Here is a 24,485-nt window from a genome sequence, read left to right as displayed (position 1 = left end):
TTTATTTATACAATTTTATTCCTGCTTTTTAAAAGAGTGATAATTGTTTGTGCGCCAACAACCCCCGATGGTACTTCAGTTTTCATTTTCTGTTCTACCATCTCAAAGGAATCAAGTTGTGCCTGTCGCAATAAAGGATTAGCCAAAAGTTGTTCTACCTGTCTTGCTAACATGCCAGGACGGATTAATTCATTCAAATATTCCGAAACAATAGGCTTATCAGAAATAATATTTGGAAGAGCAGCACTCCATAACATCATTTTAGGAAAAATAAATATTTTAGAAAAGAAATCAAGTTTATAGCAAAGAACCATAGGAACTTTTGCTAAGGCTAATTCAAGTGAAACAGTTCCATGTGCAGCAAGAGCAACATCTGCTTGTGCAAAAGCACGCCATTTTTCATCTTCACCAACTACAATTTCTATCTTGCTTTTCCAGCCCTGCACAAAGTCCCAGATTCTATCTACCAAATGAGGTAAGGTTGGTAAAATAATACGTAAATGAGGAATACGTTGTACAAGAATCTCTACTGTTTCTCGAAAAATAGGCATTAAGGAACGAATTTCTGAATTGCGTGATCCTGGCAAAATAACTAATGTAGGCGATAATGTTTGTGTATCGATCAAATTTCTGTGTTCTAATTGGCTTTTTTTTTCTGACTGAACTCTCAAAAGGGGAGGATATGTCAAAAGACGATGTCCAACATAAGTCGTGGCAGGGCCTCCCAAATCTTGCATAATCTTTTCTTCAAAAGGAAAAACCGCTAAAACATGATCAACAAATCCACACATAGCTTTCGCACGCTCTGGCCTCCATGCCCAAACGGTCGGTGCAATATATTTAATGATAGGAATAGAAGGCGCTAAAGCACGTACCTTTTTTGCAATACGATGCGTGAAATCAGGACTATCAATAATAATTAAACAATCAGGTTGTTCTTGTGCAATAAATTTGGATAAATTGCGAATATGTAGCAACAACAATGGTAGTTTTTTCAACACCTCCTTTAAACCTATTAAAGCAATATCATGGGAATCAAAAAAGCTTTTTAAGCCTAATGCCTTTAAATGGCTCCCCCCAACACCAATCAAATGAATATTGCATCCTATCTGTTGTGATAAACAAGAAATTAGATCGGCCCCAAGTAAATCACCAGATTCCTCACCTGAAACCACTGCAATCTTTAAGAAACAATTATTCATGACCAAACTTTTCAAATGTCTCTATAAATAAAGAATATTTGTTGGCTTTTTCTATTGTTGTTTTCACTGATAATATTAGACTTCTATTTGCCTCCACCGCAACACCAGATAAACCACTCTTTGCAATATTCATTATTGTCGCGGGCCCAATTGATGGCAAATCAACGCGATTATCCTGTTGTGGTTTTGCGCATTTTACAAGAATGCCACCTTTAAGGGGAATTTGCCCTCTTTCTCGCATTTCACAAACACGCCACAACATATTATCAGTTCCCTCAGCGCCCTCTAGAGCAACCACCCTTCCTTGGACAACGACAACGGCTTGCCCGATATCTAATTGACCTAAAAGCTTTGCTGCTTCTACTGCTAAAAAAATATCTTTTTTCTCTTTTGGAGTAGCGCGCCGTACTGTTAAATTAAATTCTATGGGAGCTAAAAGATCTGGGACTATTTCGTGAGCACCGATAACACAAAAACCATGTGCTTCAATAACTCGTATAAAAGCTTTTAATAATGCATCGTCTCCCCTCTTCAAAGCTCCGATTAACTTAGGAAGAGCTAAAAATGTTGTCCAGTCCAGTCGCAATTGTTTAAGAAGTGGACGCTTTTTTACACCACCTGCCAAAACAACATTATATACACCAGCCTCTTTTAAAATTTTAACGAGTCGTGCTAACTCTACAATTGATAGCTCGCAATGCTCATAGCGATAAAGAACAGAATCTGCCTCACCATGCAAAAGCACAAGAAAAGGATTTTCTCCATTCTTCTCAAGAGTCTGCGCAACAGTAATCGGTAGAACACCATTTCCTGCTATAATAGCAGTACGGCCGGAAAGAAAACTTCTGGCTCCCCAAATAGGCATTTTTAATCCTTATGTTCTTTTATTCTAACACCTTCAAATTTTGGTGTACAATAAAAACGCTTTCCTTCTTCTTTAATAAAATTAACAACTTCAGAAACAGACTGAGAAGAAGAATAGAAAGAAGCAACATCACTGACACGCTCTTTAAATGGTTTGCTATGATCAAAAAGCATAGCAACCGCATGACGGAGTGCATGAATATCTTGACGCTCAAGTCCTGCACGCTTCATGCCAATAATATTGAGTCCAGCAAGTTTTGCCTGCACACCAACAGCTGTTCCATAAGGTATCAGATCACCAACCAGTGCAGATACGCCGCCGATAAATGCATGATGTCCAACACGAACAAATTGATGAACAGCAGCACCACCACCAATAATCACATAATCACCAATAGTAACATGACCAGCAATCATTGCGTTATTGGCAAATGTTACATGATTGCCTACATAACAATCGTGAGCGATATGCGCATAACAAAAAAATTGGCAATTATCACCAACAACTGTCATTCCTACACTCGAATCGGACCCCCTATGCATTGTTACACCTTCACGAATCGTACAATTCTTACCAATAAAAAGAGTTGTAGCCCCTCCTTTATGTTTATTATTTTGCGGATCTGCCCCCAAAACGGCATGAGAAAATACTTTACTCTTGGCTCCTAACGTTGTCTTTCCCATTATTACAACATGACTTGTCAAACTACATTCATCACCAATAACAGCCTCTGAACTAATATGGCAAAATGGTCCAACGCGTACATTCTCACCAAGCTGCGCTCCCTTCTCCACAAGAGCAGTTGGATGGATTTTTGTACCGGACATTTTTAAATTCCCATCAAATATCGTTTATTCTTCTTCGACAATCATTGCTGCAATTTCTGCTTCAGCGACGCGGACATCTTCTACTTTTGCAACACATGAAAAACGTCTCATACCAGATCTTTTTTTCAAAAGCTGAACATGAATCTTGAGCTGATCACCAGGCATAACCGGCTTACGAAATTTCGCATTATCAACCGTCATAAGGTAAACTAAATTTGTTTGCTTATTGCCTAAATTTAAAAGTGCTATTGCTCCTGCCGTTTGTGCCATAGCTTCTAAAATCAAAACTCCAGGCATAACAGGCTTTGAGGGAAAATGTCCCGTAAAATGTGGCTCGTTAATCGTTATATTTTTAATACCAATCGCTTCTTGTTCACCATCAATATCAACGATACGATCAATTAATAAAAATGGATAACGGTGCGGTAATATTGATAATAGCTTTTCAATATCGACAGCCTCTAAGTTTTTAGTTTTTTCATTGCTGATCATATCAGCGTTTCTCCTTTTTAACTTTTCCCATACTGCGCAACGCCGCTACTTCACGAAACCATTGTTTAAATGGTCGCGCTGGACTACCTCCCCATTTTTCGCCATCCGGAATGTCATTCATAACACCACTACGAGCAGCAATCTGAACAGATTTACCTATTATGATGTGATCAGCTACTCCCACACTTCCGCCAAGCTGAGACATATCCCCTATAGATGTACTTCCCGCAATGCCACATTGAGCGGCAATAAGACAATAGCGGCCAATTTTTACATTGTGGGCAATTTGTACAAGATTATCAATCTTGCTTCCTTCACCAATAACAGTATCTTGAAATGTTCCACGATCAATTGTCGTGTTCGCACCAACTTCTACACCATCCTCAATAATAACGCGACCAAGCTGTGGAATTTTCTCGATTCCAGAAACGCCCCCAACATAACCAAAACCATCTTGCCCAATGCAAACACCAGAATAAAGCTGAACCTTATCACCTATTATAGAACACTGAACTGTTACCTTAGGAGCAATATAGCAGTCACATCCAATACGGCAATTTTCACCGATAACAGCTGTGGATGAAATGAGAGTTCCTGCACCAATCTCAACATTTTTACCAATAACAGCTCCCGCTTCAATACACACATCATCTGCCAACTTAGCCGTTGGATGAATATGCGCATGCGATGAAATCCCCTTCTGCCCCAACCAAGGCATTGGCTTGACAGAATCTGGAAACAAAATACGACCAATCTGAGCAAAGTCACGCTGTGGTGTGGATGTCACCAAAATTGCCATAGTTTCGGGAACTTTAAAAACAATCTCATTCGTACACAAAACAGCAACAGCAGAACTGTCCAGTAAAGCATCAGAAAACTTCCGATGCTCTACAAAAACAAGCGAACCTTCCACAGCACTCTCAAGTGAAGAAAGAGTATTGATAACTTTATGAGAAAACTCTGGATTAAGAAGCTTTGCACCCGTCAACTCAGCAGCATTTGCAACTGTCAATCGTCGGGACGGCGTAAAAAAAAATGTATCCGCCATCAAAACACTTTCTCTCCCAGCTTAAGCTATTCTCTTCAAGTTTTTCCTTCTTAAAATCGCTCAAATCAGAACTTCGTAGAAATACCAAAGTTCAATTTTTGCAAACGATCACCTTCCTGCTTCGTTATTGGCCAAGCATAATCAAAACGCAAAGGACCAAACGGAGAATCCCACATCAAACTCACACCTGCAGATGAACGCCAAGCACTTTTGGTATTGGTAACAGACGGTTCACCCTTAAAAACGGCTTTATAATTATTGCCATAAAGCGTGGCAATATCCGCAAATAAAGCACCGCGCAACCCAAATCCTTCAGGCACGACAGGGATAGGGAACTGTACTTCAGCAGTCGCATTCATATATGTCGTTCCCCCCAAGAAATAAACCTCACCCTTACTGGAAACCTGACGCGGACCTATTCCATTATATTTGAACCCTCGAATCATATCAGAATTTACTTTAAACATATCGAAAATACGAACACCATCTCGGCCCATTCCGTGGATATAACCACCCCCAAAGGAAAGCAAACCAACGATATCCTTCTGGTCAGAAAGAGTCTTGTACATCATCGCCTTACCCGTGGTCTTCAAGAACTTTGCACTCCCACCAAGCCCTGCATATTCCTGAAGCAGATGCACGTACCACCCATCATGGGGGGATCTCATATCATCAATCGTATTATAGGTGAAACCATAACTAATTGATGAACGTTTCCAAGGGCTGTGTTTTGCAGCTTGAACAATCGCACCAGAATATTTCCCATATAATTCTATTATGTCACTCTCTTTGTCAAAATCATACTCTCCGCCAAAATCATATTCTTCCTGCACATAAGAATAAGCTACATTAGCAGATAATTGATTATTAATAGGTAACGAAAACCGCAGCGATCCACCTGTCTGCCGTACATCATAGGCTTTATCAGCACGATAAGTACTACGAAAAACATCAACACCAGCAGATAAACGATACCCTAAGAAATAAGGATCAACAAATGATAAATTATAATTACGAGATTTTTCTTGCCCCGCACCTAATCCTAAACGAACATATTGACCACGTCCCCCAAGATTACGTTCAGTAACAGAAACTTCAAGTGACATACCAGGACTTGTTCCCCCTGTTGTATACCCTCCAGAAAGAGAGAGATCTCCTGTTGAAGCTTCAACGACATCTATTACCAAAACAACTTGGTCAGATTGATCTGTAGGAACCATTGAAATATTAACGGCTTTGAAGAAACCTAAACTTTCTAGACGACGTTTTGCCCGCTGTAATAAAGTTTGATTGTAAGCATCTCCTTCGTTTAAATCAATCTCACGGCGAATGACGTAATCACGCGTTTTCTCATTGCCACGTATATCAATACGTTGAATATAAGCACGTGTTCCCTGTTCAATATTATATAAAATTGAAATTGTATGATTTGCTAAATTACGATTTCCCCGCGGTTCAACTTTAGCAAAAGCATATCCCGAATCAGCAACTTTGTTATTAATAGTTGCAACAGACTGTTCAATATCTTCTGCACTATAAACATTACCTGGCTGGGTTTTAAGTATCCTTTTCACAGATTGAACGTCAATTCCATCAACATCACTTTCAACCTGAATATCGCTAATTTTATAGAGCGCACCCTCATCAAGAACGAAAGAAATTTTATACGTATTGCTTGCTGCATCAAAAGTTGCTTTAGAAGAGACTACACGAAAATCTGCATAACCACGGTTATAATAAAAGCGACGTAAAGCTTCTTCATCAACAGCGAGGCGCTCTTCACTGTAAACATCACCTCCCAACAACTTCGAAAAAATTCCTGAAGTTTTTGTTGAAATCACATCACGCAAACGGCGACTTCCAAAGACATTATTTCCCTTAAAAGTGATATCACCAATCTTTGTTTTTTTCCCTTCAACGACATTAAATACCACATTAACCCGCCCTTTTCCAAGGTTAATCGTTTGAACGTTAACAGTGATATTATTACGACCAAGAGTTTTATAAGCCTCACGAATTGTATTTATATCAGCAGAAAGCTTAGCAGAATTAAAAGGCTCATTCGGTTTTAAAGAAATAAACCGCTTAAGATCTGGGTCTTTAAAAGATTTATTTCCTTGAAACAATATTTGATTGACAACCTCATATTCTTTTACGAATACAACCAATTTATCACCCACCGGATTTATTTTAACATCATAAAATAAACCCAATTCGAAAAGGTTCTTCACAGCACTATCAACATCACCACTGGAAACACCTTGCCCAACCTTAATCCCCATATTGTCTCGAATCGCCTGAGAACTTACAAACTTATTCCCACGAACCTCAATAGAGCGGACTACAGACGCTTGTATTTCTCCGACCGCAGCAATTGACATAAAAACCGTTGTTGGGGCAATCATCCCCATCTTTAACACCAATACAGATGCTGCATTTAAAAACTTTGAATTCGTAGTCATTGGCTTTTTTACCTTACTCTCGTTCCTTGGACATGATGCCTTAAAAGCTAACTGCCATAACAACCTTTTTACAGCGAGACTTTTCATTCCTTAATTACTCATTATAATGTACAACGCCACAACATTTTGTAGACATGGTAAACAACCTTCAATTTGTTTTTGCTATTATTACTTAATTTATAAAGCGTTTTCCATAATTTAATTAGCTAAACCAACAAAAATAATCATTAAAAAAGACAAAGATCATAAAAAGGAGAAGAATGGAAAAACCTAAACGAAAAACGATTCCCTGAATTTTAGCAGATATTTTCCTCCCAGTAATGACCTCAATGACATGCAATAAAAGATGCCCACCGTCAAGCGGTAGAATCGGAAAAAGGTTAATAAGCCCAACACTTATTGAAAGAAAAGCTGCCAAATTCAACAAAGAGATAAAACCTGTCTCGCTCACTTTCCAAGCAATTTTAACGGTTTTAGAAGGTCCACTTAGCCGACAACGATCCTCTTTGCCTCCTATTAAACGACTCATAAAAAGAACGGTTTGAGTGGCGATAAACACAGTACGGTCTGACGCTTTTCTTACAGCTGTTACAAAACCATAGCGAATATGTTTTATATAAGTTGGATCTAAACGTGCAGGATTATTTAAATCAACAGGAACACCTACACCTATCATAGCACTTCGTGTTCGATTACCAAATCCATCATCTCGCTCAACGACTTTCGGGGTAATCATCGTTGTAAAGACTCGCCCCATGCGTTCTATTTTAAACTCTATGGGTTCTCTTCCGTGAAAAGCTACATAATTCATCAAATCTTCAAAGCTTTCAACCCGTCGTCCATCCATTTCAACAAAACGATCACCTAATTCCAAACCGGATTGAAGAGCAGGGCTATCTTTTACCAAAGAACCAACAACGGGCTCAATGGCTACACGACCATAGATAAAGAAAAAAAATGTTAGAATAACAACAGTAAAAAGGGCATTGAAGAAAGGACCGGCAAAAACAGTTGCTGCTTTTTTCCAAGCATGCGCACTAGCAAATGAACCATCAACAATCAGAGATGATTGGGATGATTCCGTATCGATTTTTTCCTCATCCCCAACAAATTTTACATAACCTCCTAAGGGGATAAGTGCTAAACGCCACTTCGTGCCATGCTTATCTGTATAACTCGCTATTTCTGGTCCAAATCCAAGCGAAAAAATTAACGCCTTAATACCACACCACCGACCAATGAGATAGTGCCCAAATTCGTGCACAAAAATGATAATCATAATGATGAAAAGAATACTCAAACTTCTTAAAAGGAAATCACCCATAGTGACGATATGATTTAAAAGTTCCAAACTATCTTCTCCCAATTAGATCATACTAAAAAGATTAAAAGGCGCATCCATATCAGACATAAATGAACCAATTAAATAAAGAAGAAAAGCTGCCCCTACCAATCCATCTATACGATCCATAAAACCACCATGTCCAGGCAATAAAGAACTAGAATCTTTAACAGAAAACCGTCTTTTGAGCCATGATTGCCCTAAATCACTCAATTGTGAAACAATTGACAAAACAAGTGTAAGGAGTGGCACAAAAAAACTGGCTAAATTTATATCAAAAAATCCAAAAGCAACCCATATACCACCGAAAACTCCGACAAATGTACCACCAAGTGCTCCTGACCATGTTTTATTAGGAGAAAATTGTGGTGCTAATTTAGGGCCCCCTAATGCACGTCCGATAAAATAACCACCGATATCTGTTCCCCACACTATCGTAAATAAGAAAATAACAACTTGGAACCCCAACATTTCATGATCCCGTAGAAAGCATAAAGCAACAACAGGAAAAGATGCATATAAAAAACCACAAAAAACCCAACCACTCTTTTTTATAGATATAATAGCTAACACTGTAGCTAAAACGATTAAAACACAAAAAATCAATGAAGCAGATACACTCAATACTAAAAAAAAGCCAAAGATTAAATAAAAGATACTTGCTAATATTTTTTGTAAAATACACCATTTCTCTTTAGTAATACTCATCCACTCATAAAGAACAAAACCGCCAATACACCATACAAATAAAAAAAAGAAGTTTCCTCCCAACCATGTTAGATACAACGCAATAATGCCAAAAACAAAAGCTGTCAGAATACGATAAACCAAATTAGACAAAACAACATCCAAACAATAAAAATAGAAAATACAAGCTCTAAAATTAACGCAAGAAAAACTCCCCTACGCAGTATTTTTATCTCATACCTGTATAATTTCTCTTATAATTTATCATAAATAATTCAGTCTACTAAGATAGCGCTTATGAAACTAATAATCAATGAAAACAGCTTCAAAAATCTCCGTCAAAATTATAAATATTTTTTTAATATTTTCTCAAATATAAAATGAAAAAGCAGTTACCTCTGCCCCATACAAATTAACTAATATAGGTTTCGTATAAAAACACTTTTCTATCAACTATTCGTCATTAAAAAATGAATTACGCCACATAACATCTGCTTGATCAATTATACTCACATGTTTTATAATGAGAAATAAGAGAAAGGTTAGACTTGTTTTTTTGCATTATATTCTTTCCTCAACCTTCATCTTAGAATATTTGAATAATTTCTAATAATGCTTTCATTATGCATTTTAACAAAGACGTGCTCAACTAAAAACCCGCACCATGCTGTTAAATAGTGTCTCCCAGCAAAGGGCATGATTTATCACGCAGACTAAAAAATAAAAACATCTGCCCTTTCAAATCAGTCTCTCCCATATCAAAATGATAGAACACCTTCCTGCATCACACCTTGCTACCACAGAGCACACCACTCCCTACAATTATCCCTAGAAACAATTTACAGGCTGGGAGTAAATATCCTTTTTCTAGTGACAAAATCGTCTTAAACGTGCATAATTTCAGATTCTTTTACGGCTAAAATTTTATCAATATCAGCAATAGTTTCATCCGTGAGTTTTTGAACTTTTTCAGACAAACTATGGGCTTCATCTTGACCAATTTCACCATCTTTTTCTAACTTTTTCAAATTGTCCAGACCATCCCGACGAACATGACGTGTAGCAACACGCGCTTGCTCTGCATAGTGATGCGCAATTTTTACAAGTTCTTTACGGCGCTCTTCATTCAACTCAGGCAAAGGAATACGTAGATTCGTACCATCAGTTATGGGATTTAAACCAAGACCAGAATCGCGAATAGCGCGCTCTACAGCTCCGACCATCGTTTTATCCCATACAGAAACAGAAAGCATCCGAGGTTCGGGAACAGAAATATTAGCAACCTGATTGATATGCACAACAGAACCATAAGATTCAACGGTCAACGGCTCTAATAAACTGGCCGATGCACGTCCAGTCCGCAAACCACCTAATTCATGTTTAAAAGCCGTAATGGCACCATCCATGCGACGTTTCAAATCATCCATAATTGATGTAACATTCATATTTCTGTCTCCTTCAATTGTCCTTTGAAGCTTACCCTTATTCCGATACTATTGTAAAGCGTCCTGTTCCATTCAAGACCTTAGCCAAACCGCCTTTTTCATGAATGGAGTACACAATAATCGGTACATTGTTCTCACGTGCTAAAGTGACCGCCGTTGAATCCATAACAGATAATCCCCATTGCAAAACTTCAACATGTGTTAATTGGTCAAAACGCTTAGCCGTAGGGTCTATTTTTGGATCTGCTGAATAAATACCATCAACTTGTGTTCCTTTAAGAAGGACATCCGCACCAATTTCTGCTGCACGTAAAGTAGCAGCAGAATCAGTGGTAAAAAATGGATTTCCTGTACCACCTGCAAAAATAACAACTTTTCCCTGATTCATATAAGCTATTGCTTTACGTTGCGAGAAACTTTCACAAATTTGTGGCATAGCAATCGCAGAGAGTACAACAGTTTCAACCCCTAATTTTGTCAAAGATGTTCGCAATGCTAAAGAGTTAATAGCAGTTGCAAGCATTCCCATATGATCACCTGTCACTCGGTCCCCACCATGCGAAGCAACAGCAACGCCACGAAAAATATTTCCCCCACCGATAACAACCGCAACTTCTATCCCCATTGTGCGCACTTCTGCAATATCAGCGGCAATACGGTCTACAACAGAAACATCAATGCCAAAATTCTGCCCTCCCATAAGAGCTTCACCAGAAGCCTTTAAAAGAATACGTTTATACGGAAGTGCTAATGCCATTAATAATCTCCCCAAAAGCCCATTTACTTTTTGCTTTTGACATCACGAAGGGCACCACTTTTTTCACGTGACGCCCTCTCAACAATTACATTGTTCCCCTCAGAGATTCTACAACCAATGATATGACTTTAAATCTCTGATCAAGAGTTTGCAATAACTAGCCTTTTACAGCAGCAGCAACCTCTGCAGCAAAATCAGACTCCTCTTTTTCCACACCTTCACCTAATGCAAAACGAATAAAGCCTGTAATTTTTGCTGGGGCACCAATTGATTTCTCAGCATCCTTTAGAGCGGCCTCAACAGTTATATCAGGATTCATAACAAAAGCTTGAGAAAGCAAAACAACCTCTTCAAAAAACTTACGCATACGTCCTTCTACCATTTTTTCAATGATATTTTCAGGTTTTCCAGACTGACGCGCTTGATCTGAAAAAATTGCTTTTTCTCGCTCAACAGCAGCAGCATCAACATCTTGTGCTGTAAGTGCTAATGGATTGGTTGCCGCAATATGCATCGCGACCTGCCGACCAAAAGCAAGAGCAGCCTCTTTATTTCCTGTTGTTTCAATCGCAACCAAAACACCAAGTTTTCCAAGCCCATCAGCCACACTATTGTGTATATAAGTCGCAACAACACCATTCTCAACAGACAATTTAGCGGAACGACGAAATGTCATATTTTCGCCAATTGTACCAATTGCATCTTTAATCGTAAGCTCTACAGTCTTCTCAGAACCTGGATAAAGAGAAACAGAAACAGATTCAACATCCCCTGGCGTATCTAAGGCAGCAGTTGCTACTTTACGCACGATGTCTTGGAATCCATCATTGCGCGCAACAAAATCTGTTTCAGAATTAATCTCAACCAAAACTGCATGTGAATCTTTTGATACGACTCCGATTAATCCCTCAGCTGCTGTACGACCAGCCTTTTTATCTGCTTTAGCTATTCCTTTTTTACGAAGCCAATCAACAGCAGCTTCCATATCACCATTGGTCTCTGCTAGGGCGGCTTTACAGTCCATCATACCAGCGCCAGATAGTTCTCGAAGTTCTTTTACTTGTGCAGCAGTAATGCTCATATTTGCCTCTTTATTTTATAACAGTGAAAGCGTGCAAAATCCCTCTGCACGCCTATAACTTCTTCTTTAGACAATAAAAGTACCTTAATTAGGCATTTTATATTATTCAGAAACTTCTGAAACTGCATTTTCTTCCAAAATAGGCTCCACAGGTGCATCAACTTGAGCTCCTAAATCGATACCCATTGCTCCTTGCTGGCGTGCAATACCATCAAGAGCAGCACGGGCAAAAAGATCGCAATAAAGAGAAATTGCACGTGAAGCATCATCATTACCTGGTATTGGATGTGTTACGTCATCGGGATCACAATTGGTATCAATAATAGCAATCACTGGAATACCTAAACGCTTTGCTTCTTGGAGTGCAATATTTTCTTTATTCGTATCGATAACAAAGATAAGATCTGGAACAGAACCCATATCTTTAATACCACCAAGCGCACGATTAAGCTTTTCACGATCACGTTCAAGATTTAAACGTTCCTTTTTAGTAAAGCCTTGCGCTTCAGCAGCAAGAATTTTATCAAGCTTCCGCAAACGATGGATCGAATTGGAAATCGTTTTCCAGTTTGTGAGCATGCCGCCAAGCCAACGTGCATTAACGTAATACTGGGCAGAACGATTCGCCGCATCTGCGATAATGTCAGATGCTTGTCGTTTCGTACCAACAAAGAGAATACGACCACCACGCGCTACAGTATCTGAAACAAGTTTAAGTGCTTGGTGTAAAAGTGGAACAGTCTGAGCAAGGTCAATAATATGGATATTATTACGCTGACCATAAATATAGGGAGTCATTTTGGGATTCCAGCGATGAGTCTGATGACCAAAATGCACACCGGCTTCTAAAAGCTGGTGCATAGTAAAATCGGGTAGTGCCATAAATCTTATCCTTTCCGGTTCAACCTCCGCGGAAAAAGCAGGAAGACCTGCTACCGGCGGATGCTTGCTAGAAGTTTCTCACAGATCATTTGCAAACACCCAGACTCCGCGTGTGGAATAGCGCAAACATACTAATATTTGATTCTTTTTCAAGTTATTTTCTTTAATCATTTAATATTTGCATTTTCACATTGATTAAGATCTTTTCCAAGTTCCAAGAATTCGAGACTGTTCAATTTTGCACGCACTGAAAAAGTTCCATAATCTATATGAAGATCACGCATGACACCATTCTCATGTAAGAGAAAACTGCTACGATAAACCGGCAAACCATCTTTATTTTCTCCATCATCAAAATAAGAAATTGTAACAGGCCAATATTCTTCTTCATCCAATTTTCTTACTTTTTCCGTTTCGCTATCAGATAAAAGCGTCTTCTTTTCCCCTATGACGATACTTTCTTTTATAACTTTATCTGCTTTATTTGTCCCATCAAATACAGTAACATTGTAAAAATGATCTCCTGCTTTTGCATGGCGGATAATATTTTTTAGTTGCATCATTGGAAATTCAGCCATTGCAAGCTTATACTCTTTTTCCTTTGGCTTTTTTAAGGTAACTGTGATACCATCTTGCGTACGCTCCGCAACCCCCTCGGCACGATGCACAACCTCTTCTCCCTCTTGATCTGTAATATTAAAACGAAATGTACGGCTGTCTCCTGTTTCATAACTCGTCGTCTGTTGATCCGTCAAACGTACTGGCATATCTTCAATGTGAACACGGCTAATGAAACGAAAACGTGTGCTATAGCCTTGGCATGCCGAACCAGTAAGCTCGTAAACCATTCGTCCTGACATCGCAGAAATTGTCATTTCATGAGAAACACTATCGAGATGAAAATCATAAATTGCTCGATGAGGCACAATAAAAATGGGCTCTTCAGCTCTCGCAGTACATAAAAAAACAATATATAAAATTATTATAAATAATGATCTAATCATTCCCAACTTCCGAACTTTATCCCCGTTGCATAACATCATACAATAAGGCAAAAAAGGTTAATTTCTCAATTAACCACACATTTTCTTAAATCAAAAAATAGATTATGCAATGAATATATTATAGAGCAGCTATGGAGTTAAAATTATGACCAATATGATTGAAAAAAACTTAGAAAAATTCGGAATCACTCTTCCTGAAGTAATCTCCCCCCTTGCCAATTACATCACCACTTCACAAAGTGGCAATCAAATCTTTATTTCTGGACAACTCCCTCTTATTAATGGAAAACCAATAGCCATCGGTAAAGTTGGTGCAACTGTGAATACCGAACAAGCCCAAAAAGCATCTGAAGCTTGCGCTCTCAATATTCTCGCGCAACTCAAGGCAACTCTGGGTGACTTAAATAAAATAAAACGTGTGGTCAAAATTACTGTTTTTGTGGCTGTAGATTCTCATTTTACCGATATTCCTTTTGTTGCCAATGGAGCTTCTAATTTATTCGTCAATATCCTTGGTGAAATTGGAAAACACGCCCGTTCTGCTATTGGTGTTGCCTCTCTTCCTATGGATGTTCCTGTAGAAGTTGAAGCCATTATAGAAATCTAAACCTTCATTAAGACAGTGCATTATCCTAAATATAACTGAAGTCAAAATACTTCTTTGTCTTACACTCTGATAAACCTTGCATTTTTTCGTTTTTAAATTAGAATCTTAAACTTACGATAAAAGGAAATATTTGTATGAAACAAGCTTATGACAATAACAATATTTTTGCTAAATTGATTCGCAATGAAATCCCTTCTGTTCGTGTCTACGAAGATGATGATGTTATTGGATTTATGGATATCATGCCACAAGCACCAGGTCATACGCTGGTCATTCCTAAAAAAGGCTCTAGAAACTTACTTGATGCAGATCCTGAAACATTATTTCCTGTTATTAAAGCTGTTCAAAAAATTGCAAATGCTGTCAAAAAAGCCTTTCAAGCAGATGGCATAACTGTCATGCAATTTAATGAAGCAGCTAGTCAACAAACCGTCTATCACCTTCATTTTCATATTATACCACGTATGGAGGGAATAGAGCTTACCCCTCATAATGATATGGTAACGCCTCCAGAAATACTTGAAGAGAATGCAAAAAAAATTCGTGCAGCTTTATAACACACTCTTAAGTTGTTGTACTTTTTTTTCCTACACGTTTTTTTGTAAAGTTTTCCATTTTACTTTTCTTTGAACTTACAGATATATCGGAAGATGAAATTTCTAACTGTAAGCTTTCTTTTTTACCATTTGATTTTTGTGTCAATACGCGAACGGTCCCACCATTGCGTAACTTTCCAAATAAAATTTCATCAGCTAATGGCTTTTTAATATATTCTTGTATAACACGCCCTAATGGGCGTGCTCCCATCTGAGAATCATATCCTTTATTAGAAAGCCATAAAGTTGCAGAAGGGCTTAATTCAAAACAAATTCCCCGATCAGCTAATTGTGCTTCAAGCTGAAAAATAAATTTTTGCACTATCTGATTGATGATTAAATGAGATAAAGGTGCAAACGGAATAATTGCATCTAACCGATTACGAAATTCTGGTGTAAATAACCGATTGATTGCTTCTATATCCTCACCATCACGATGTACTTTCCCAAATCCAATAGCTGATTTTGCCATATCTGAAGCACCAGCATTGGTTGTCATAATCAAAATAACATTGCGGAAATCAATTTTCTTACCATTATGGTCTGTTAATCTACCATAATCCATTACCTGCAATAAAATATTAAATAACTCTGGATGCGCTTTCTCAATCTCATCTAGCAATAGAACTGCGTGAGGTTTCTGATCAACTGCATCTGTAAGGAGACCTCCTTGATCAAACCCTATATAACCTGGAGGTGCTCCGATTAAACGCGCTACCGTATGCCGTTCCATATATTCTGACATATCAAAACGCAATAATTCAATGCCTAAAGATGATGCAAGCTGTTTTGCAACTTCAGTTTTTCCTACACCTGTTGGTCCTGAAAATAAATAACTTCCTATTGGTTTATCCGGTTCGCGTAAACCTGCTCGCGCCAATTTTATGGATGAAACTAAGACGGAAATTGCCTGATCTTGACCATAAACAACATGTTTGAGTTCTCTTTCAAGCTTACTCAGTATCTTCTGATCATTCCGAGAAACTGTTTTTGGTGGAATTCTTGCAATTGTAGCAACAGTCGCTTCAATTTCTTTAACACCTATACTCTTCTTGCGTTGTTTTTGTGGCAAAAGCTTTTGCGCTGCGCCACTTTCATCAATAATATCAATTGCTTTGTCAGGTAACCTACGGTCAATTATATAACGTGAAGATAATTCTACAGATGCCTTCATCGCCTGATCTGTATATTTAATCTGATGAAAATCTTCAAAGTAAGGCTTCATCCCCTGCAAAATCTTAATCGCATCTGTAACAGAAGGTTCATTAATATCAATCTTCTGAAAACGACGCTCTAAAGCACGATCTTGTTCAAAGAATTTGCGATATTCTCTGTAAGTCGTCGAACCAATACATCGCATAGTTCCAGAAGATAACACAGGTTTCAAAAGATTTGCTGCATCCATATTTCCCCCTAATGTCGCTCCTGCTCCAATTAAGGTATGAATTTCATCAATAAATAAAATAGCATCTGGATACAGCTCAAACTCTTTAATAACTTGCTTTAAGCGTTCTTCAAAATCACCGCGATAACGTGTACCTGCAACAAGTCCCCCCATATCAAGAGAAAATATTGTTGCATTTGATAAAACTTCAGGCACTTGCCCATCAACAATACGCTTTGCCAATCCCTCAATTATAGCTGTTTTCCCTACTCCAGGATCACCAACCAAAAGCGGATTGTTTTTTGACCTTCGACATAAAATCTGTATCATGCGTGAAATTTCTATTTCACGGCCAATTAATAAATCAATTTTTCCATTACGTGCTTTACAATTGAGATCAACACAATAATTCGTTAAAGCACTTGTTCCTCTTTCACCATTATCCGAAATCTGCTGATCTAATTGCTCTTCAAGTCCTTCAAGTAACATGGATAACCCATCATCACGCGTGACACCCTGTGAAATAAAACGTACAGCATCGTAGCGTGTCATTCCCATCTCTTGAAGAAAATATGCTGCATGGCTTTCACGTTCAGAAAAAATTGCAACAAGAACATTTGCCCCCGATACTTCATCTTTTCCAGCTGATTGTGCATGAATCACCGCACGTTGGATAACACGCTGGAAAAAAGCTGTAGGCTTTGTATCCTCATCAGCTCTAATCTGTTCATCTAACTCTGAGCGAAGATAATTGGTTAAGCGCTCTCGCAATTCCTCCACATCTACTTGGCAAGCCTGAATAACGGAATTTGCATCGGCATCATCTAACAGCGCAAGTAGAAGATGCTCTAGTGTTGCATATTCATGCCGTGCTTGAGTAGCAATTGTTAATGCACGATGCAAAACCTCTTCAAGACTAGGTGTAAAAGATGGCATAGCTCCTCACTTCCCTTCCATTACACATTGTAACGGATGTTCATTTTGACGCGCACATTCCCTCACTTGTAATATTTTCATTTCAGCGACTTCATAAGTGTAAGTCCCACATTCTCCTATCCCATTGTGATGAACATCTAACATTATCCGCGTTGCCTCTTCGAAACTTTTTTTAAAAAAGTTCTTCAAAACGAAAACAACAAAATCCATAGGTGTGTAATCATCATTAAGCAAAAAAACTCGACATAATTTAGGTTTTTCGAGTTTTTCTCTAGCCTTAGGCATTATAACCGCACCATGCCTACCTTCATCCCAATTCTTGCCCTTTTCATTATGCATAATATGAGCTATAGAGTTTATTATGAGCATCTGTCCCATTATCGTTTTCCATGCAGCACATTTTTATTAATTTTAAATTCTTTCATAACTATTGCAATACCTGTTTGTATTAGAAAAAAATTTCCCTCTATGGTTAGACTTCAATCACTCACTCATAAAATAACTTCTGTAAACAAATTAGTAATACCATTCGTCTAAACTGCATCAATAAATTACAGAAAAGGAAGCTTTATAGAAGTTTTTTAGGATAAATGGAGAAATAGGATACTGCAAGTGTATATTAATTATCAAAAAATTATGCGCTACTGTAAAACAATAGCAATTTCTTTTGTTATGTTAGCTTTTTCTTACTGTTGGGCATCCGCCACACCTCAAGGCGCCTATCCTGATAAGTATGCGGCTATTGTTATAGATGCTACTACGGGAAAAACTTTATTTCAAGCCAATGCAACACTGAAACGTTATCCTGCTTCTTTAACAAAAATGATGACATTGTACTTACTCTTTGAAGCTATGCAGATGCGTCGTGTGACACCAAATACACCAATTCCTGTTTCTCATTATGCAGCAATGCGTCCACCGACAAAAATTGGGTTTAAAGCAGGCCAAACAATTTCTGCTGAAGCAGCAGCTAAAGCGCTCATTACAAGATCCGCAAATGATGTTGCTGCTGCCATTGCAGAATATCTTGGAGGTAGTGAAAAAAAATTCGCTCAAATGATGACAGTAAAAGCTCGTAAACTTGGCATGAAACATACACATTTTGCAAATGCTTCAGGACTTCCGGATATGCACAATTATTCTACAGCACGAGATATAGCGACTTTGTCATTAGCTTTACGTAAACATTTTCCCAAACAATATAAATTGTTCAAAACAAAAAGTTTTAATTTTCGTGGACATAAAATTAACAGCCACAATAAACTTGTTAAAATAATGAAAGGTGTCGATGGAATTAAAACAGGCTACACACAAATGTCAGGTTCTAATTTAGCAACTTCGATGCGTCTTGAGGGGCGCTCTATTGTCGCTGTTGTTATGGGAGGTAAATCATCTACTGCACGTGACGAGCATATGGCTAGCTTATTGAATCAATATTTGCCCAAAGCAAGCCAAATGAAAAGTGGTGAACGTTTAATAGCTTCTGTACGCTATCACTTACCCACTGGGGCTAATACTCCTATACCGACCATTAAAGCTGATTCAAGTAATTTTGACGATGAAATTTCGACTATGTTGACAGCATTTGCAGAACAACCTAAAAACTCCAATATCGCAATAACGGCTGTCAATAAGGTAATTATACCAATACCGAATCCTCAAAAAACTATACCGGCTGAGACTCATAAAATTGTAACAGTCTCTTTGTCCGAAAATGCCGGATGGGCTATCCAAATTGGTTCTCTTCCTAGTGAAGAACAAGCAAAAACTCTACTTTTAAAAGCAAAAAATACAGCTTTTTCCACTTTAAAGAACGCATCTTCACATATGCAACTGTTTGAAAAAAATGGGCAGCGTTATTACCGAGCGCGCTTTACAGGGTTTCAATCAAAAAAAGCTGCATTTGATGCTTGCTCTACATTAAAGAAAGCAAATTTTAACTGCTATACTGTAGCCTACTAAAAATTTTTGAATTCTGCGTTAAGGATAGTATTATGACAGATAATGCTTTTGCTTCATTCCATAAAAAAGAAGTTTTATTGAAGCAATCATCCCTCCTTTCATTGCGTTCTCTTCACGATGCTGCCGCAAAACTTACTGGTTTAAAATATAATTCGACTGCATTAGATACACAGTCTCTTGTTAACCTTCTCATTTGCCAAACAATGCGCAACCGTCGTCTCATAATGCCTCCTGTACGCATTCATTTACGTGTTGCGAGCCAAACTGGTAATGTGCCTATTAAAATCCGTTTAGGAGCAACAAATATTTAATTCTACAGACCCTCTCTAAAAAATTATTTTATTATTAACCATTATCTACAGCCTTAGAAAACCTTTTGATAAACATACTTTTTTCTTAAATTGTTGAATTTTCTGACAGCTTTTCCAACTATCCAATATCTCCAAGCTTTCAATAAAAACATTGTTAAGGACATAAAAATACCCAATATTTTTCCACTTTTGGATTTAATATAAAAAATTATCCTTGATATCTTTCTGGAAAAAATGAATAGCTTCATTAGATGAAAGCTTATCGATTTGATGGGATTATTGTAAAAGTTCAATAAAGAAAATCCCTCTTAATAACGCTCCCTATACAACATAACCGCTGTAAAAAAAAAACAATCTAACTCCTCTTACTTGTATTTATGTCAACAGGCACAGCAAATTGGAAAATACAAATACTATCGATGAAAAAACGTAAACAAATTATCAGATTAAATATTATGATAACGATTTCCATAAGATTTTAATTTATAATTATAATTTATTTTTTGCATATTGAACAAGAGATTTTCGTAAAATAATCTTATTTTACTTCTTATCTTGAATCAGTCAAAATCGCTCGCTTGCTCATCACGAGCAAAATTAGCATATAAACCATTTAAAAAAGGATGATAGTGCTGGTTTTCTCCCTTTATAAATAAAGATGCTAATACTCTATAGCTTTTATACCATTCATGGAAAACTTACATTATATTATTCATATGCAAGATACTGATTTATAAAGATAATTAATTATTTTTTTTTGTTAGATGAGAATCTCGAATATCGTAAGATTCTCTCATTTAAAATCTGTTTATGTTGAATCAATCAAAACCGTCTCTTGCATGTTATGAGCGAGATTAGTGTGTAGCGTGAAACTGTCCCAAAAAGACTAAAAATGCCTATAATGAACCGTTTCAAATGCCAAGTGCTTTAGTCCCCCTGTACAGAGGGGGGCTGGTAAAGTGTGTAACCATGCCAGCGTACTTCTTTTTATTAAGCATAAAGATAGAGACAGCTCAATGGATTTACCGTTATATCATTCACAGGTGCCATCGCGAAATGAGCTTGGGGGGAGGCCTGAGAGATATTTTTTTAAAACGAACTCACGAACGCGTAACACGACAATGTTCTATCGTGTGCATTCTATTCTCATGAGAATTTTTATAAATATTTCTTAATGTATACGTTATTATTTATTTTAATTTTTTTGTCGGTACAAAATTTATAAATAAAAAAGATATTTCCAATATATCTCTTAATTATTGTAAATTAGTGTTTTTTTTCAAGGCATTTTTTACCATACTAGGTAGAAAAAAACTTCACTTTAAAAAATTAAAACCTTTAAAATTCTACTTTCTTCATCATAATTATTCAGACTTAAAACAAATTTTCCTTGGATACTCAGGCATAATCTTCCATTACTTAAAAGATATATGGCTATGGAAACTTTTTAAAGCCATAAAACCCAGCTAAAAATAATGGCAGATTGATCACTAATTTTACTTTACGCTTTCTTATTTTTTCCAAATTACACTTTTCCCCACTTTAGAGACAAATCAAACAGATGTACAACATCTCTCCCCTCCAAGCTTGCATGCAACACCTATTATTCGTTAAGAAAACACTGAATCATCTCAGATTTATTTCAAACTACTGCTGCATTAAAGTGGAATTTTGATTTATAAGGAACAAAAAACATAAGCTTTATTAGGAAATACGATCTCTCTCCAAAAAGTCCAGTTATGGATTGAAAAATGTTCCAGCTCTTAACAAGATATCGCATTGACTGCAAGACCACCTTTACTTGTCTCTTTATAGCGTTCACTCATATCATGACCAGTCTGGCGCATTGTTTCTATACAAGCATCAAGAGAAACAAAATGATCTCCATTACCATATAATGCAAGAGAAGAAGCCGTTACCGCCTTAACAGCTCCCATTGCATTACGCTCAATACAAGGCACTTGTACAAGACCTGCAACAGGATCACATGTCATTCCCAAGTGATGTTCAAGCGCAATTTCTGCCGCATTTTCAATTTGAGCTGGTGTTCCACCTAACGCTGCAGTCAACCCTGCTGCGGCCATTGAAGATGCCGTTCCAACTTCACCTTGACACCCAACTTCTGCACCAGAAATAGAGGCATTATGTTTGATAACACCGCCTATAGCTGCTGCCGTTAATAGAAAATTATGTATTCCCTCTCGATCTGAATCATCATTAAACTGAAGATAATAACGCAAAACGGCTGGGACGACACCGGCTGCTCCATTTGTTGGTGCTGTAACAACACGACCACCTGCTGCATTTTCCTCATTGACTGCTATAGCATACACCGAAAGCCAATCATTTGCCCAAAGTGGATAATTGTAATTTTTCTTTTGTTTTTCCAAAAGCGTTTCATGCAGCTTTTTAGCGCGCCTTAGAACACGCAATCCACCAGGCAACTCACCTTCTTGTGAAAGACCTCTATCAATGCAATTTGTCATCGCTGAAAAAATTTCATCAAGCCCTACATCAAGAGAAGAACGCTCTATCTTTGTTTCTTCATTTAAGCGCTTCATTTCAGCAATTGAAAGTCCTGATTTTTCTGCCATTGATAACATTGTACAAGCAGAATCGAATGGATATGGTACCTCAAATGCTTCTGGTTGTATATTATCATTCATATGGCTTAATTCATCCTCAGTCACAACAAAGCCACCACCGATAGAATAATAAATCTGCCGCAACAGAACATTCCCATCAGTATCAAGTCCTTCAAAGGCTAGTCCATTTGTATGTCCAGGGAGGATTTGCTTTCGTTCAAAAATAAGATCACGTTGCACATCAAACTGATAAGCGGGATGACCTTCTGGTTGCACTTTTTTTTCACGTATAACTTTTTCTAACAAAAACCCCATGCTATCAGGATCAACAGTAGAAGCTTTTTCTCCTAAAAGTCCTAATATGATAGCTCTATCTGTTGCATGACCAATACCCGTGAAAGCTAAAGAACCATAAAGATAAACACGTATACGAGAAACTTGAACATCAGACGACTGAGAAAAATCTCCTATCTTTTGCAAAAACATATTAGCAGCAGTCATTGGTCCCATCGTATGTGAGCTAGAAGGACCAATCCCAATTTTAAAAAGTTCAAAAACAGATAGAAACACGTATCACCTTAAACTATAGTACAGCTTGAGCATATATGCTTTTTCATAACGTTTCTTCCGTTTAAAATCAAATTGCGAGATAAACTAAAAAAATGACAACAATAAACACGAATGTCGCTCGTCTTGCTACCACCCAACACTTTCTTTCTATAGTGTTTTCCATTAGCCAACCTTTAAAACGGACAATGCCCCTAGAGTCACTACTCCCAATGTTCCAAACGTAGTAAAATAAGTGTTAATATGCAATATTAAAATTCAATAAGGATGAGAAATCTTATCGGAAATATTTTTCATAATGCACTAAGTTCTTCAAAACATATGCTTAATTGTATAAAATATTTTATGGGTATGTTTCAATGAAACGTACAAATTTTTCTAACGATTCTCGTTCTGTCTCAAAATTGTTTTCTGGAGCACTCATATCGCGATAACCAAGTGCCATACCACAGATAATATGGCGATCAGAAGGAATAGATAAAAGCGTACGAATCTGTTTATGATAATCAGCAAAAGCAGCTTGAGGACAGGTATCTAATCCAAATCCACGTGCAGCTAACATAATGGTCTGCATAAACATACCCAAATCAAGCCAACTCCCCATTTCCATGTCGTGATCCATTGTAAATAAGAGTCCTACAGGTGCATCAAAAAATAAAAAATTTCGCGCCTTTTGATGAAGTATTTTTTCTTCATCACCTTTTTGAATTCCAAGACTCTGATAAAGATCCAAACCAACTTTTCGACGCCTTGAAATATAAGGCTCACGCCACTGACGTGGATAATAACTATATTCACGCTCTCCTTTTACACCTGAAAGCACAAGTTGTGAAAGCTCTTGCCCTACTTTCTGTAATACACTTCCTGTAAGCACAATTACTTGCCATGGCTGAATATTTGTTCCAGATGGTGCACGTGCTGCAAGTTTTAAGATTTCTTTGATTGTTTCCAAACTAACTGGCTGATCAGTAAAAGCGCGAATTGACTTTCGTGACAAAATAGATTGAAAAACACTCATAGGAGAAACTGTCATTGTTTTTACTTTCTTTATGAAAAATAGTTTTTTCTTATCAAGAATAATATACTGCGAAAATACCTTTGCAGCTTTTTCAAACACTCTATTTCTTTAAATGACTTACACATTTCACGCAGTGGTAAATATTCCCCTTAGAGACGGTATAATCTATCTCTTTTAAGAGAAAGAAATTAGTCTAAAAGAAGACAAAATAAATTTATAATCAATGACTACCCTCCAACTCCGCGAAGCTCTCAAAAGAACTCTCTTCAATTCATTCTAAATCCTGTATAAGATCATCAACATCATGCTGCATCTGCTTTAAATCAGTTCGTTTTTTATGAATTCCTGCAATTAATTTCTTAAGCTTTTTCTCATCATCAGGTGGTTTTCCAACCATTGTCAACATATCAGATATTTCAGACAAC

General features: G+C 37.4%; 22 protein-coding genes. 4 read left to right on the top strand and 18 right to left on the bottom strand.

What is annotated here, in order from left to right:
* Nucleotides 1-5: 5 nt before the first annotated feature.
* The 13 genes from lpxB to ACFIQE_RS03505 form a co-directional block, all read right to left on the bottom strand.
* Nucleotides 6-1,202 (bottom strand): lipid-A-disaccharide synthase, encoded by a 1,197-nt coding sequence (gene lpxB, locus ACFIQE_RS03565; RefSeq protein ID WP_375640927.1) that lies wholly within the window; start codon nt 1,200-1,202, stop codon nt 6-8.
* Nucleotides 1,195-2,067 carry an LpxI family protein gene (locus tag ACFIQE_RS03560; RefSeq protein WP_375629630.1) on the bottom strand — a complete coding sequence of 291 codons (873 nt, stop codon included), beginning with the start codon at nt 2,065-2,067 and terminating at the stop codon, nt 1,195-1,197. The genes lpxB and ACFIQE_RS03560 overlap by 8 nt, the downstream gene beginning before the upstream one ends.
* 2 nt (nt 2,068-2,069) lie before the next feature.
* A complete protein-coding gene (gene lpxA / locus ACFIQE_RS03555; RefSeq protein ID WP_375609506.1) occupies nt 2,070-2,894 on the bottom strand; it encodes an acyl-ACP--UDP-N-acetylglucosamine O-acyltransferase in 825 nt (274 codons plus the stop codon).
* A gap of 24 nt (nt 2,895-2,918) precedes the next feature.
* A complete protein-coding gene (fabZ, locus tag ACFIQE_RS03550) occupies nt 2,919-3,386 on the bottom strand; it encodes a 3-hydroxyacyl-ACP dehydratase FabZ (RefSeq protein WP_375620785.1) in 468 nt (155 codons plus the stop codon).
* A 1-nt stretch (nt 3,387) separates the two neighbouring features.
* Nucleotides 3,388-4,434 (bottom strand): UDP-3-O-(3-hydroxymyristoyl)glucosamine N-acyltransferase, encoded by a 1,047-nt coding sequence (gene lpxD / locus ACFIQE_RS03545; RefSeq protein ID WP_375630039.1) that lies wholly within the window; start codon nt 4,432-4,434, stop codon nt 3,388-3,390.
* A gap of 65 nt (nt 4,435-4,499) precedes the next feature.
* Complete coding sequence (gene bamA, locus ACFIQE_RS03540) at nt 4,500-6,896, bottom strand: outer membrane protein assembly factor BamA (protein WP_375630040.1); 2,397 nt, start codon at nt 6,894-6,896, stop codon at nt 4,500-4,502.
* A 202-nt stretch (nt 6,897-7,098) separates the two neighbouring features.
* Complete coding sequence (locus tag ACFIQE_RS03535) at nt 7,099-8,247, bottom strand: RIP metalloprotease (RefSeq protein WP_375613470.1); 1,149 nt, start codon at nt 8,245-8,247, stop codon at nt 7,099-7,101.
* 15 nt (nt 8,248-8,262) lie between these two features.
* Complete coding sequence (locus ACFIQE_RS03530; protein ID WP_375613469.1) at nt 8,263-9,078, bottom strand: phosphatidate cytidylyltransferase; 816 nt, start codon at nt 9,076-9,078, stop codon at nt 8,263-8,265.
* A 731-nt stretch (nt 9,079-9,809) separates the two neighbouring features.
* Nucleotides 9,810-10,370: a ribosome recycling factor gene (gene frr, locus ACFIQE_RS03525; RefSeq protein WP_273790667.1), complete on the bottom strand. Its 561-nt coding sequence runs from the start codon at nt 10,368-10,370 to the stop codon at nt 9,810-9,812.
* Between the two features lie 37 nt (nt 10,371-10,407).
* Nucleotides 10,408-11,127: a UMP kinase gene (gene pyrH, locus ACFIQE_RS03520; protein WP_273790666.1), complete on the bottom strand. Its 720-nt coding sequence runs from the start codon at nt 11,125-11,127 to the stop codon at nt 10,408-10,410.
* A gap of 157 nt (nt 11,128-11,284) precedes the next feature.
* The gene (gene tsf, locus ACFIQE_RS03515) at nt 11,285-12,208 is read right to left on the bottom strand and encodes a translation elongation factor Ts (RefSeq protein WP_375630041.1); all 924 of its coding nucleotides are present in this window, start codon (nt 12,206-12,208) and stop codon (nt 11,285-11,287) included.
* A gap of 102 nt (nt 12,209-12,310) precedes the next feature.
* Complete coding sequence (gene rpsB, locus ACFIQE_RS03510) at nt 12,311-13,090, bottom strand: 30S ribosomal protein S2 (RefSeq protein WP_273788135.1); 780 nt, start codon at nt 13,088-13,090, stop codon at nt 12,311-12,313.
* 167 nt (nt 13,091-13,257) lie between these two features.
* On the bottom strand, nt 13,258-14,094 hold the full coding sequence (locus tag ACFIQE_RS03505; protein ID WP_375620783.1) for a cell envelope integrity EipB family protein: 837 nt from the start codon (nt 14,092-14,094) through the stop codon (nt 13,258-13,260).
* Nucleotides 14,095-14,239: 145 nt separating this feature from the next.
* On the opposite strand from ACFIQE_RS03505, the gene ACFIQE_RS03500 reads away from it, so the two are divergent.
* Nucleotides 14,240-14,701 carry a RidA family protein gene (locus ACFIQE_RS03500; RefSeq protein ID WP_375620782.1) on the top strand — a complete coding sequence of 154 codons (462 nt, stop codon included), beginning with the start codon at nt 14,240-14,242 and terminating at the stop codon, nt 14,699-14,701.
* 134 nt (nt 14,702-14,835) lie between these two features.
* Nucleotides 14,836-15,258, top strand: coding sequence for an HIT family protein (locus ACFIQE_RS03495; protein ID WP_375607220.1), 423 nt, complete (start codon nt 14,836-14,838; stop codon nt 15,256-15,258).
* Nucleotides 15,259-15,265: 7 nt separating this feature from the next.
* Here ACFIQE_RS03495 and clpA read toward each other — a convergent pair whose 3' ends face one another.
* Nucleotides 15,266-17,617 (bottom strand): ATP-dependent Clp protease ATP-binding subunit ClpA, encoded by a 2,352-nt coding sequence (gene clpA / locus ACFIQE_RS03490; RefSeq protein WP_375630043.1) that lies wholly within the window; start codon nt 17,615-17,617, stop codon nt 15,266-15,268.
* Between the two features lie 6 nt (nt 17,618-17,623).
* Nucleotides 17,624-17,995: an ATP-dependent Clp protease adapter ClpS gene (gene clpS / locus ACFIQE_RS03485; RefSeq protein ID WP_375640928.1), complete on the bottom strand. Its 372-nt coding sequence runs from the start codon at nt 17,993-17,995 to the stop codon at nt 17,624-17,626.
* A 234-nt stretch (nt 17,996-18,229) separates the two neighbouring features.
* Between clpS and ACFIQE_RS03480 the strand changes: the two genes are divergently transcribed.
* A complete protein-coding gene (locus ACFIQE_RS03480) occupies nt 18,230-19,579 on the top strand; it encodes a D-alanyl-D-alanine carboxypeptidase (RefSeq protein WP_375630045.1) in 1,350 nt (449 codons plus the stop codon).
* A gap of 32 nt (nt 19,580-19,611) precedes the next feature.
* Nucleotides 19,612-19,890, top strand: a complete 279-nt coding sequence (locus tag ACFIQE_RS03475) for a hypothetical protein (RefSeq protein ID WP_375612117.1) — start codon at nt 19,612-19,614, stop codon at nt 19,888-19,890.
* Nucleotides 19,891-21,653: 1,763 nt separating this feature from the next.
* Here the strand turns inward: ACFIQE_RS03475 and ACFIQE_RS03470 are convergent.
* The 3 genes from ACFIQE_RS03470 to ACFIQE_RS03460 all read right to left on the bottom strand — a co-directional run bounded on the left by ACFIQE_RS03470 (nt 21,654) and on the right by ACFIQE_RS03460 (nt 24,484).
* Complete coding sequence (locus tag ACFIQE_RS03470) at nt 21,654-23,045, bottom strand: L-serine ammonia-lyase (protein WP_375620780.1); 1,392 nt, start codon at nt 23,043-23,045, stop codon at nt 21,654-21,656.
* A 340-nt stretch (nt 23,046-23,385) separates the two neighbouring features.
* Nucleotides 23,386-24,075: a nitroreductase gene (locus ACFIQE_RS03465; protein ID WP_375612167.1), complete on the bottom strand. Its 690-nt coding sequence runs from the start codon at nt 24,073-24,075 to the stop codon at nt 23,386-23,388.
* 256 nt (nt 24,076-24,331) lie between these two features.
* Entirely contained in the window at nt 24,332-24,484 is a 153-nt protein-coding gene (locus tag ACFIQE_RS03460) for a hypothetical protein (protein WP_375707269.1), read from the bottom strand.
* Nucleotide 24,485 lies beyond the last annotated feature (1 nt).

The organism is Bartonella sp. AA1HLJMS (assembly GCF_042197445.1).
Lineage (GTDB): Bacteria > Pseudomonadota > Alphaproteobacteria > Rhizobiales > Rhizobiaceae > Bartonella.
This window is presented reverse-complemented; position numbering and strand designations above follow the sequence as displayed.